Genomic DNA, 13,800 nt, shown 5'->3' on the forward strand with positions numbered 1-13,800 from the left:
GCGTCAGCTGCTAGCCCGGATTCGTCCAGGACACAAGACGACGACATCGGCACGTCATGACGGACGTTCCGCGATGATTCATGCCCGTCGAAAACCCCTACCGGATATCGCGAAGCACCGTGTCGAGGCCGCGGCGGTGCAGTGTCAGGCAAGGCGCGACGCCGCTATCATCGGCAAAACCACTGGTACACAACATAATACGCGTTGAAAGGCTAATTTTCGGCTGCGCAATTTCCTGCTGCTGGAGAGCCACCACTCTGTCGGCTTGCAGTTACCACTCTATGTGGTCGACTTGACTACGCTACCGACTTGATAAGCCTGACAACAGGATTGAAAGCCACGACGCTCTGGGCATGCACTTCGTCGAGACCGCTTTCGGGCGCCCGGTCAGCAACAGCTAGTGCACTGAACTGTTCGGCTCATGCCAAAGCGAAACTTGGAGGACCGGTGAGCACCAACCCGTTTGACGATGACAACGGCAGCTTTTTCGTCTTGATCAACGACGAGGAGCAGCACAGCCTGTGGCCGGCGTTCGCGGAGATTCCAGCCGGCTGGCAGATGGTTTACGGGGAAGCGGATCGGGCTGCGTGCCTGGAATACATCGAGCAGAACTGGGCCGACATCCGTCCGAAGAGCTTGCGCGAGAGGCTGGTCGGCCGTGGTTTTGATCGTTGAACCGTGCGTGCGGCCGACTGATCCCGACGGCCAGGCCTATCCGCTGACGCGTGGGCAGCTGGACATTTGGCTTGCGCAGGAATCGGGTCAACTCGGTACGGAGTGGCAGCTTGGCCTGTTCGTCAAAATCGAGGGTCCGGTAGAGCGTGACGCCCTCGAGTGGGCGATCCGCCGGGCGGTGCAAGAGGCCGAACCGGGTAGGGCCGCCATCTTCGAGGTGGATGGCCAGGTATTCCAGCGGCCGATGGAGTACCCGGATGTCGAGCTGGCCTTCTATGACCTGAGCGGCTCGGACGATGCCGTGCGGGACGCCCACGAGGTAGCGTCCTCGATCCAACGCACGCCGATGCCGTTCACCGGCCCACTGTTCAAATTTGCGCTGTTCCGGGCGCGGTTCGATGAATTCTATTTGTTCGCGTGCAGCCACCACATAGTCGCTGACGGATCCGGCATTGCGCTGGTGGGCCAACGGATTGCATCCGTCTACTCTGCAATTGTTTCCGGCGCGCCGATCCCACCCTCCATCTTCGGCTCGTTGCAGGACCTGGTTGACTGCGAAGCAGAGTACGAAGCGTCCACCGATTTTCTCGATGACCAGGCCTACTGGGCTGAACACCTTCCAGCGGAAGATGGATCGCCCTACCGGTTACCTCAGGCCCCCGGCGAGCATGGTCCGTCGCATCCGTCCGCGCCCGTTCAGCTGGACCCGGATGTCGTTCGCCGCGTTGACGAGTTGTCCCGAGCGTGGAACGTGCCGCGATCATCGGTCATCACCGCGGCGTGCGCACTTTTGTTGCGCGGGTGGTGCGGTGACGGCTCAGAGGTGGTGTTCGACTTCCCGGTCAGCAGGCGAGTAGGCCCGGAGCTGAAGACGCTTCCCGGGATGGTGGCCGGCGTGGTGCCGTTGGTGTTACGCGTTTCGCCGGAATCGACGGTTGCCGGATTTTGTGCCCATGTTGACACGCAGATAAGGGAAGCGCTGCGGCATCAAAGATTTCCGGTGCAGGCTCTTGAGCGCAAGGTTTATGCCCGCGGCCCGGGGCAGTCAGCCGACCGGGTCAGCGTCAATTTCCTCCCATCCAGTTTCACGCTGTCCTTCGGTGGTGTGACGGCATCGGCGTCGTATACCAATCTTGGCCACCGGGGTGGCTTTGGCTTGGTCTTCTCCGGCGACGGCGACCAACTCTCCCTCGGTACGGCCGGCGCTGGGCAGCTGTTCTCGGATTTTGACGTCTCCGAGCTAGCGGGACGGTTGCAGCGGGTTTTGGCGGCGATGACCGCCGATCCGGGCCGAGGGCTCCCGTCGGTGGGCGTGCTGGGTGCGGGTGAGTGCGCCCGTCTGGATGGGTGGGGCAACCGGGCGGTGTTGACCCAGCCCGCACCGGCGCCGGTGTCGATTCCTGTGGTGTTTGCCCGCCAGGTCGCCCGCGCTCCCGAGGCGGTGGCGGTCAGCTTCCAGGGCGGCGCCCTGACGTATCGGGAACTCGAGGAGGCCGCGAATCGGTTGGCCCACCTGCTGACCGACCGCGGTATGGGGCCGGGGCAGTGCGTGGCGTTGCTGCTGGAACGCTCGGCCCAGGCCGTCGTGGCGATGCTGGCGGTGCTGAAGACGGGGGCGGCTTATCTGGCGATCGATCCGGCGCTGCCGGCGGCCCGGATCGAGTTCATGCTCACCGATGCCGCCCCGGTCGCCGCCATCACCACCCCGGACCTACGCCCGCGGCTGGACGGGCGCGATCTGACGGTCATCGATCTGAATGACCCCGCTGTGGAAACCCAACCCAGCACGGCGCCACCGCCGCCGGCCCCGGAGGACATCGCGTACCTCATTTACACCTCGGGCACCACAGGTGTCCCCAAGGGAGTGGCGGTCACCCACCACAACCTGACCCATGTGGCCGACTCGCAGCCCTCAGGCCTGCCGCCGGAACAAGTGTGGACGCAATGCCACTCCTATGCTTTCGACTTCTCGGTATGGGAGATCTGGGCCGCGCTGCTCGGCGGGGGCCGGCTGGTGGTCGTCCCCGACGAGGTGGCCGGATCGCCGGATGATTTCCACGCGTTGCTGGTCGGTGAACGGGTCAACGTGCTCACCCAAACCCCATCGGCGGTGGCCGCGCTGTGCCCGCAAGGGTTGGAGTCGGTGGCGTTGCTGCTCGGCGGTGAGGCCTGCCCGGCCGAGGTGGTTGATGCGTGGGCGCCGGGCCGGGTGGTGATCAACGCCTATGGCCCCACCGAGGCCACGGTGTACGCGTCGTTGAGCGCGCCGCTATCGGCCGGGGCCGGTGTGGTGCCGATCGGTGCGCCGGTATCGACCGCGGCGCTGTTCGTCCTCGACGAGTGGTTGCGTCCGGTGCCGGCCGGGGTGGTCGGCGAGTTGTATGTGGCCGGTCGCGGCGTGGCGTGTGGGTATGTGAGCCGGGCCTCGTTGACCGGGTCGCGCTTTGTCGCATGTCCGTTCGGGGAGTCCGGACAGCGGATGTATCGCACCGGGGATTTGGTGCGGTGGGGCGCTGACGGGCAGCTGCGGTATCTGGGGCGTGCTGATGAGCAGGTCAAGATTCGTGGCTACCGCATCGAGCTCGGGGAGATCCGGGCGGTGCTCGCCGAGCTGGATGGCGTGGAGCAGGCGGTGGTGGTCGCTCGCGAGGACCGCCCGGGCGATAAGCGCCTGGTGGGTTATGTCACCGGGACCGCCGATCCGGCCGAGCTGCGCAGCGCGCTGGCCGAGCGGCTACCGGACTATATGGTCCCGACCGCGGTGATGACCTTGGCTGCGCTGCCGTTGACGGTGAACGGCAAGCTCGATACCCGCGCCCTGCCGGCGCCCGACTACGCCGAGACCGCGGGCTACCGAGCCCCAGCCAGCCCCACCGAGGAGATCCTGGCCGGCATTTACGCCCAGATCCTCGGACTCGAGCGGGTCGGGGTTGACGATTCGTTCTTCGACTTGGGCGGGGATTCGCTTTCCGCGATGCGCCTGGTCGCCGCGGTCAACGCCGGGCTGGACGTGCACCTGGCGGTGCGCACCGTGTTCGAGGCGCCCACGGTGGCTCAGTTGGCGCCCCGTATCGGTGTCGAGGGGGGTGGGCTGGCGCCGTTGGTGGCCGTGGAGCGGCCGGCGGTGGTGCCGTTGTCGTTTGCCCAGCAGCGGTTGTGGTTTATCGATCAGTTGCAGGGGCCGTCATCGGTTTACAACATGGCGGTGGCGTTGCGGCTGAGCGGGCCGCTGGATGCCGGCGCGTTGGGGTCGGCGCTGGCCGATGTGGTGGGCCGTCACGAGAGCCTGCGCACCCTGTTCGTCGCCCCCGACGGGATCGCCCGACAGTTGGTGGTGCCCGCCGAGCGAGCCGACCTGGGCTGGCAGATCATCGATGCCACCGGCTGGTCGGCAAGCCGGCTGGCGGACGCCATCGAGGCGGCGGTGCGTCTTCCGTTTGACCTCGCCGCCGAAATCCCTTTGCGGGCACGGCTTTTCTGCATCGCCGACGACGAGCATGTCCTGGTGGCTGCGGTGCACCATATCGCCGCCGATGGCTTGTCGATCGCACCGCTGGTGGCTGATCTGGGGGTGGCCTACGCCAGCCGGTGTGCTGGGCAGGCCCCGGGCTGGGCGCCGTTGCCGGTGCAGTACGCCGATTACACGCTGTGGCAGCGCGCGCAGTTCGGCGATCTCGAGGACACTGACAGCCGCATCGGTGCGCAGCTGGCCTATTGGGAGCGGGCCCTGGCCGGGATGCCCGAGCGGCTGGCGTTGCCCACCGACCGGCCTTACCCGCCGGTGGCCGATCAGCGCGGCGCCAGTGTGGCCGTGGAGTGGCCGGCCGAGCTGCAACAGCGGGTGCGCAGTGTGGCGCGCGAGCACAACGCGACCAGCTTCATGGTGATGCAGGCCGCCCTGGCGGTGCTGCTGGCCAAGCTCAGCGCCAATCCCGATGTGGCAGTGGGGTTCCCGATCGCCGGGCGCCGCGATCCCGCACTCGATGAACTGGTGGGCTTTTTCGTCAATACCCTGGTGTTGCGGGTTGATGTGGCCGGGGATCCCAGTGTCGCCGACGTACTCGCGCAGGTGCGTGCACGTAGTCTGGCCGCCTACGAGCACCAGGATGTGCCCTTCGAGGTGCTGGTGGAGCGGCTCAACCCGACCCGGTCGCTGGCCCATCATCCGCTGGTGCAGGTGGTGTTGGCGTGGCAGAACTTCGCCGGGGACCCCACCGCCGCGCTCGCGTTGGGTGATGTGCAGGTCACGCCTATGCCCGTCGACATGCGCACCGCCCGGATGGACCTGACGTTCTCGTTGGCCGAGCGCTGGACCGAGGCCGGTGAACTCGCCGGGATCGGCGGCACGGTGGAGTTCCGTACCGACGTGTTCGACACCGAGACCATCGAAACGCTGATCGAGCGGTTGCGGCGGGTGCTGGCGGCCATGACCGCCGATCCCAACCAGCGGTTGTCGTCGGTGGATGTGCTCGATGCCGAGGAGCACGCGCACTTGGACAAGATCGGCAACCGCTCGGTGTTCGCCCGCACGGCGTCAACCGCGGCGTCGATTCCCGCGATGTTCGCCGCCGAGGTCATGCGTGCGCCCGAAGCGCCGGCGGTGACCTGTGACGGTCGCTCGATGACCTACCGGGAGCTCGACGAGGCGTCGAACCGGTTGGCGCACTTGCTGACTGGTATGGGCGCCGGCCCCGGAGAGTGCGTTGCGCTGCTGTTGCCGCGGTCGGCCGAGGCGGTCGTGGCGATCATGGCGGTGCTCAAGACCGGGGCGGCGTATCTGGCGCTCGATCCGGCACACCCGGCGGCGCGGATGGAGTTCATGGTCGCCGATGCCGCACCGATCGCCGCGATCACCACTGCGGGGTTGGGCGGTCGCCTGGATGAGCGCCAAGTGCCGGTCCTTGATGTCGACGACCCTCGCATCCCGGGCTACCCCTGCGCGGGTTTGCCGGCGCCGGCGCCCGACAATATCGCCTACCTGATTTACACCTCGGGTACGACCGGGGTGCCCAAGGGTGTGGCCGTCGCGCACCAGAACGTGCTCCGGCTGCTGGCAACCTTGAATGCCGACCAGGAGCTGCGGGGCCCGGGGGCCTGGTCGCAGTGTCATTCGTTGGCGTTTGACTTTTCGGTGTGGGAGATCTTCGGTGCGCTGCTGCATGGGGGGCGGCTGGTGGTGGTGCCCGACGAGGTCGTCCGTTCGCCGGAAGACTTGCACGCGTTGCTGATTGCCGAGCAGGTCGCCGTGTTGAGTCAGACGCCGTCGGCGTTTTATGCGCTGCAAGCCGCCGATGCGCGCGTACCTGAATCCGATGGTCGGCTCAACCTGCGGACGGTGGTATTCGGTGGCGAAGCGCTAGAGCCCCAGCGTCTTGGGGCGTGGCTGGGCAAGCACCCGCGGTTGCCTCAGCTGATCAACATGTACGGGATCACCGAGACGACGGTGCATGCCTCGTTCCGCGAGATCGTCGGCGACGATGTCGGTCGCAATGTCAGCCCCATCGGTGTGCCGTTGGCGCATCTGGGCTTTTTCGTGCTGGATGCGTCGTTGCGTCCGGTGCCGGTCGGGGTGGTCGGGGAGTTGTATGTGGCCGGCGGCGGGCTGGCCTACGGATACGTAGGCCGAGCCGCTTTGACCGGATCGCGGTTCGTGGCGTGCCCGTTCGCCGGCGCCGAAGCGCCGGGATCACGGATGTATCGCACCGGGGATTTGGTGTTTTGGGGCGGCGATGGGCAGCTGGATTATCTGGGTCGCGCCGATGAGCAGGTGAAGATCCGCGGCTATCGCATCGAACTCGGTGAGATCCAGGCCGCCTTGGCCCGGCTGGATGGGGTGGAGCAGGCGGTGGTGGTCGCCCGCGAGGACCGTCCCGGTGATAAGCGCTTGGTGGGCTATGTCACCGGGACTGCGGATCCGGCCGACCTGCGCAGCGCGCTGGCGGAGCGGCTGCCGGCCTACATGGTTCCGGCCGCGGTGGTGGCGTTGGATGCGTTGCCGTTGACGGTCAACGGCAAGTTGGATACCCGTGCCCTGCCGGCCCCCGAATACACCTCGGGCAACGGCTACCGCGCCCCGGCTAGCGCCACCGAGGAGATCCTGGCCGGGATTTATGCCCAGGTGCTCGGGCTCGATCGGGTCGGTGTCGACGATTCGTTCTTCGACCTGGGCGGGGATTCGCTGTCGGCGATGCGGGTGATCGCCGCGGTCAACAGCGCCCTGGATGTGCACCTGGCGGTGCGCACCGTGTTCGAGGCGCCCACGGTGGCCCAGTTGGCGCCGCGTATCGGCGCCGAGGGGGACGGGCGCAAGCCATTGGTGGCCGTGGAGCGGCCGGCGGTGGTGCCGTTGTCGTTTGCCCAGCAGCGGTTGTGGTTCCTGGACCGGTTCGAGGGCGGGGTGGCGACCTACAACATGCCGACCGCTTTTCGGATCAACGGAGTCCTGGACGTCGAGGCGTTGAGCGCCGCCCTGGACGATGTGATTGCACGTCACGAGTCGTTGCGCACCGTATTTCCCGACATCGATGGTGTGCCGTTGCAGCAGGTGGTGCCGGTCGAGCCGGGGATGTGGCGGCGCGGGGACGCGGCGGTGGTGTCGTTGACCGAACAGGATCTGGTCGGCGAGTTGTCGGCGCTGGCGGGGTATCGGTTTGATTTGTCGGCCGAGATCCCGATCCGGGCCCAGATCTATGCGGTGGGTCCCGAGCAGCATGTGGTCGGAATTGTGGTGCACCACATCGCGTTTGACGGTTGGTCGCTGGCTCCCATGGCCAGGGATATCGGCGAGGCGTATCGGGCGCGGCGGCAGGGCTGGGCCCCGCAGTGGGCGCCGTTGCCGGTGCAGTATGCCGATTACACGTTGTGGCAACGGGATTGGTTGGGTGCCGAGTCCGATCCCGACAGCGTGATCGCGGCGCAGCTGGCGTATTGGCGGCAGCAGCTGGCCGATCTGCCCGAGGTGGTGTCGCTGCCCGCGGATCGGCCGCGCCCGCCGGTGCCCAGCTATCGCGGTGATGAGGTGGAGCTGCGCCTCGACCCGCAGACCTGGGCGGGGGTCAAGGCGTTGGCCGCCGCGCACAACGCGACCGCCTCAATGGTGTTGCAGGCGGCCATGGTTGTGGTGTTGCACCGCGCCGGGGCCGGCGAGGACGTCACGATGGGCACCCCGATCGCCGGGCGGATGGATCCGGCGCTCGATGAGCTGGTCGGGTTTTTCGTCAACACCTGGGTGTTGCGGGTGGCGGTGAGTCCTGCGCAGCGGTTCAGTGAGGTGATCGAGCAGGTGCGCCACAAGGCGCTGGATGCCTACAGCAACCAAGATGTCCCGTTCGAGCTGCTGGTCGAGCAGCTCAACCCGGTGCGCTCCGCGTCGCATCATCCGCTGTTCCAGGTGGCCACCGTCCTGCAGAACAATGCGCGCCCCGAGATCGCGCTCGAGGGTGTCAGCGTCGAGCCCCTGATGGTGGGCACCCGCACCGCCAAATTCGACATCGACATCCAACTGAGCGAGGTGCCCGGCGAGGACGCGGGCGGAGCGCCGATGGCCGCCGGAGTGTTGACCTACGCCACGGATCTCTATGGCCGCTCCAGCATCGAGCGGTTGGTCGGCTGGTTCGGCCGGGTGATCGAGGCGGTCGTGGCCGATGCCTCGGTAATGGTGGGTGAGGTGTCGCTGCTGGATCGCGGTGAGCGTGATCTGGTGCTGTCGGGCTGGTCGGGTGCCGGGGTGACCGCGCCGGTGGGGCTGGCGCCGGCGTTGCTGGCGGCGGCGCTGGCCGCCGACCCGCACGCTGTGGCCGTCGTCGATGGTGGTCGGGAGCTGTCGTACGGCGAGCTTGATCAATGGTCGACGCGGTTGGCGCGGGTGTTGATCGAGACGGGGGTCGGTCCCGAGCGCGCGGTGGGCGTGGCGATGGGCCGGTCTGCCGAGCTGCTGGTGGCCTGGTGGGCGGTGCTCAAGGCCGGCGGCGTGTATGTGCCGGTGGATCCGACCCATCCCGTGGAGCGCATTGCGGCGGTGCTCGACGCGGTGAGCGCCGTGTGCGTGCTGACGTGCAGCGCCGACACGGTCGCCGGCACGCGCCCAGTGCTACGCATCGATGGTCTGGATGTGTCCGAGCGCTGCGCGGATCCGATCACCGACGCCGACCGGCTGGCTCCATTGGGTGTGGATAACACCGCCTATGTGATCTTCACGTCCGGATCCACCGGTGTGCCCAAGGGCGTCGCGGTCAGCCACGCCGGCCTGCTGGGGGTGGCAGCCGCGCAACAGGCGATGTTCGGGTTGGGCGCGGATGCACGGGTGCTGATGGTGGCCGCGCCGACCTTCGATGCGTCGCTCTTTGAATGGTTGTTGGCGGTGGCGCCGGGAGCGGCGTTGGTCGTGGCGCCGCCGGACGCGTATGCCGGGGAGGCGTTGACCGGCTTGATGCACGACCAGCGGGTCGATGCCGCGTTGTTGACTCCGACCGTGCTGTCGTCGCTGGATCGGGCAAGGCTCGGCGGACTTCGCACGCTGATCACCGGCGGGGAGGCCTGCCCAGGGGAGGTGGTTGCCGCCTGGGCGCCGGGTCGGGAGATGTTCAACGCCTATGGGCCCAGCGAGGCCACCATCTGGGTTACCCATGCACCCCTGGCGGCGGGGCAGCCGGTGCGCATCGGCGCCCCGATCGCGGGGGTGTGTGCGCTGGTGCTGGACGCGCGGCTGAACCCTGCCCCGCCCGGGGTGGTCGGTGAGCTGTATCTGAGCGGGCCGGCGGTGGCACACGGCTATGTCGGTCGGATGGCGTTGACCGCGGAACGGTTCGTGGCCAATCCTTTTGGCGGCCCACACGGGGTCCCGGGGACACGGATGTATCGCACCGGGGATCTGGTGCGCTGGACTGCGGAAGGCACGCTGGACTATCTCGGCCGGGTCGATACCCAGATCAAGCTGCGTGGGCAGCGCATGGAGTTGGGCGAGATCGAAAATACTTTGCTGGCCTGCCCGCAGGTCACCCAGGCCGCGGCCGTTATGCACCACGGCGACAACGCCTCTCATCTCGTCGCGTATGTCACCCTCGAGCACACCGCCGCCGCTGCCGCGGATGACGACGCCGAGATCGTCGACCAGTGGCAAAACATCTACGACGAACTCTACGACGCTGAAATCGATGCGCCGGAGTTCGGCAACGATTTCCGGGGCTGGAACAGCAGCCTGACCGGTGAGCCGATTCCGCTTGAGGAAATGGAAGAGTGGCGTTCGGCCACGGTGGATCGGATTCTGGCTCTGCGGCCGCAGCGGGTGTTGGAGCTCGGCGTGGGTTCGGGCCTGGTGTTGTCTCAGATCGCGCCGGTGTGTGCCGAGTATTGGGCGACGGACTTCTCGGCGCCGACGATCCACAAGCTGCAGGCGGCCGTGGCCAGCCAGCCGTGGGGCGACCGGGTGCGGCTGCGGGTGCAGCCGGCCGATGTCGCAGACGGGTTGCCGGAGGGCCATTTTGATGTAGTTGTGCTCAACTCGGTGGTCCAGTACTTCCCGAGTGCGGGATACCTGCGTGACGTGATGGCCGTGGCGATGCGGTTGCTGGCACCGGGCGGGGCATTGTTCATCGGCGACGTGCGTAACCACAGCCTGCAAAGTGCGTTTCAGACGGGCATCGCGCTGGCCCGCACCGCCGCCACCGATGCCGCGGAGATTCGTCAGCGAGTTCAGCGCGCTGTGCTCGGCGAGGCCGAATTACTATTGGCCCCAGAGTTTTTCACCACCTGGGCCGCGGAGCAGCCATCCGCGGCAGGAATCGGCATCGAAGTCAAACGCGGGATGGCCGACAACGAACTGAACCGGTACCGCTACGACGTCACCATCCACAAAACCCCCGCAGCGGTGCGCTCACTGGCAACCGCGGACAGCTGGGCGTGGGCTCAGTGTGCGGGCCTGGGTGGGCTGCACGAGCGGTTGATAGCCCAACGTCCCAACACTGTCCGCGTCACCGAGATCCCTCGCACCGGACTGAGCAGCGACGTCGGCATCGAGCGCGGCCTGGCCGCCGGGCTGCCGTTGGCCGACGCGGTCGCTCACGCTGACGACGTCGAGGCCGTTGTCCCCGAACAACTGCACCGCCTCGGTGAGGCCGTCGGCTATCGCGTCGCGGTCACCTGGGGCGCTCAACCCGGCACCCTGGACGCCGTCTTCATCACCCCCGCCGACCCCCAGCGCCCCACCCCACCGCTGACCGATCTGTATCTGCCGACCGACGGGACCCACCACCGGGGCGCCCACGCCAATGACCCGCAGACCAACACCAAGATCGCCGCGGTGCGTCAGCAGTTGAGCGCGTGGTTGCCCGAGTACATGGTGCCGACCCACATCGTGGTGCTCGACGAGTTCCCGATGACGTCCTCGGGCAAGCTTGACCGTAAAGCCTTGCCGGAACCGGTGTTTGCTGCCACGGCCTTCCGGGCGCCTCAGACCGAGACCGAAAAAGTCGTCGCCGGCGTGTTCGCTGAGGTGCTGGGGCTGGACCGGGTCGGGGTCGACGACTCGTTCTTCGATTTGGGTGGGGATTCGCTGTCGGCGATGCGACTGATCGCGGCGGTCAACACCGGTCTGGATGCCGATCTTTCGGTGCGTGCGGTGTTCGAGGCGCCCACGGTGGCCCAATTGGCGCCTCGTATCGGTCAGGGAGGTGGCCTGGAACCGCTCAAGCCGGTCGAGCGACCGGCGGTGGTGCCGCTGTCGTTCGCTCAGAGCCGGTTGTGGTTTATCGACCAATTGCAGGGCCCTTCACCGCTTTACAACGTGGTGGTGCCGTTGCGGCTGAATGGCAACCTAAATGCGGACGCGTTGCTTGCGGCGCTGGTCGATGTGGTGGGCCGCCACGAGAGCCTGCGCACCCTGTTCCGGGCGGTCGATGGGATACCGCGGCAGGTGGTGGTACCCGCCGAGCAGGCCGACTTCGGCTGGGAGGTCACCGATACCACCGGCTGGTCGGCGGACCGGCTGAAGGAAGCCATCGGCGCCGTGGTGGGCTACCGGTTTGACCTGGCTATCGAGATTCCTTTGCGGGCAAAGCTTTTTCGTGTCGCTGACGACGAGCACGTGATGGTGGCCGTCGTACACGAAATCGCCGCCGACGGGTGGTCGACGACCCGGCTGGTGCGTGACATGAGTGTGGCCTATGCCAGCCGGTGTGTGGGGCGGGCCCCCGACTGGGCGCCGTTGCCGGTGCAGTATGTCGATTACACGCTGTGGCAGCGCGCGCAGTTCGGCGATCTCGAGGACAGTGAGAGCCGCATCGGCGCGCAGCTGGCTTATTGGGAACTCGAGCTGGCCGGGATGCCCGAGCGGCTGCAGCTGCCCACCGATCGGCCCTACCCGCCGGTGGCGGATCAGCGCGGTGCCAGGGTGGCGGTGGAGTGGCCAGCGTTGTTGCAGCAGCAGATCGCCCGGATGAGTCGCGAGCACAACGCGACCGGTTTCATGGTGATGCAGGCCGCGCTGGCGGTGCTGTTATCGAAACTCAGCGCCAGCAACGATGTCGCGGTGGGCTTCGCGATCGCCGGGCGCCGCGATCCCGCACTCGATGAACTCGTGGGCTTTTTCGTCAACACCTTGGTGCTGCGCGTCGACCTGACTGGCGACCCGACCGTGGCCGAGCTACTGGCTCAGGTGCGAGCACGCGGGCTGGCCGCTTACGAGCACCAGGATGTGCCCTTCGAGGTGCTGGTGGAGCGGCTCAACCCGACTCGAAGCCTGGCCCATCACCCGCTGGTGCAGGTGATGTTGGGCTGGAACAACTTCCCCGGGCAGGTCAACGTCCCCGAGACCGGGCTGACGTTGGCTGACCTGCAGGTGACTCCGCTGCTCGGGGACACCCAGACCGCGAAAATGGATCTGGTCTTCTTCCTTAAGGAAAACTGGACCGAAGCCGGTGCGCCCGCGGGGATTTCGGGGCACGTGGAGTTTCGCACCGACGTGTTCGACGCCGCCAGCATCCAGGCGTTGATCGCGCGGCTGCAGCGGGTCTTGATGGCGATGACCGCCGACGCGGGACGACGGCTCTCATCGGTGGATCTGCTGGATGCGGGCGAGCACGCCCGGCTGGATGAGATCGGTAACCGGGCGGTCTTGACCGAGTCGGTGACTACGTCGGTCTCGATCCCGGCGCTGTTCGCGGAGTGGGTGGCCCGGACACCTGACGCGGTGGCGGTGACCTCCGAAGCCCGTTCGATGACTTACCGCGAGCTCGATGAGGCGTCGAATCGGTTGGCGCATAGTCTCGCGGCCGCGGGCGCGGGTCCGGGACGGACTGTGGCGCTGCTGTTTTCGCGGTCGATCCAGGCGGTCACCTCGATCCTGGCGGTGCTCAAGACGGGGGCGGCGTATCTGCCTATCGATCCGGGACTGCCGCCGGAGCGGATCGGCTTCGTGCTTGCCGACGCCGCGCCGATCGCAGCGATCACCACCGCCGATCTGGCCGAGCGGCTCGACGAGCGTGATGTGGTCGTGATCGATGTCAATGATCCCGCTCTTGATGCCCAGCCCAGCACGGCACTACCGGCGCCGGATGCCGAGGGGATCGCTTATCTGATTTACACCTCGGGTACTACCGGGGTGCCCAAAGGTGTTGCGATCACTCACCGCAACGTGACGCAGTTGTTGGGGTCGTTGGATGCCGGGCTGCCGGATGCGGGGGTGTGGGCGCTGTGTCATTCGTTGGCATTCGACGTGTCAGTCTGGGAGATCTTCGGTGCGCTGTTGCGTGGTGGGCGCGTGGTGGTGGTGGCCGAGGCGGTGACCGGTTCGCCGCAGGATTTGCACCGGGTGCTGGTTGCTGAGCAGGTCAGTGTGTTGACGCAGACTCCATCGGCGGTGGCGGCGTTGCCGGTTGAGGGGTTGGAGTCGGTGGCGTTGGCGGTGGTGGGTGAGGCTTGCCCGGGCGAGGTGGTGGATCGGTGGGCGCCGGGTCGGGTGATGGTCAATGCTTATGGGCCGACCGAGACCACGATGTGTGTGGCGATCAGCGCACCGCTGGCGCCGGGATCTGGAACCCCGCCGATCGGCTCACCGGTGTCGGGGGCGGCGTTGTTTGTGTTGGATGCGTGGTTGCATCCGGTGCCGGCCGGGGTGGTCGGGGAGTTGTA

2 protein-coding genes are annotated in these 13,800 nt (G+C 67.1%); both read left to right on the plus strand.

What is annotated here, in order from left to right:
- Positions 1-447: 447 nt before the first annotated feature.
- A complete protein-coding gene (locus ACYQ8K_RS26310) occupies positions 448-675 on the plus strand; it encodes an MbtH family protein (protein WP_459973697.1) in 228 nt (75 codons plus the stop codon).
- 7 nt (positions 676-682) lie between these two features.
- Positions 683-13,800, plus strand: a 13,118-nt coding sequence (locus tag ACYQ8K_RS26315; RefSeq protein WP_459973699.1) for an amino acid adenylation domain-containing protein, incomplete at its 3' end; no start/stop codon positions are given.

This window comes from Mycobacterium sp. MUNTM1 (assembly GCF_054660795.1).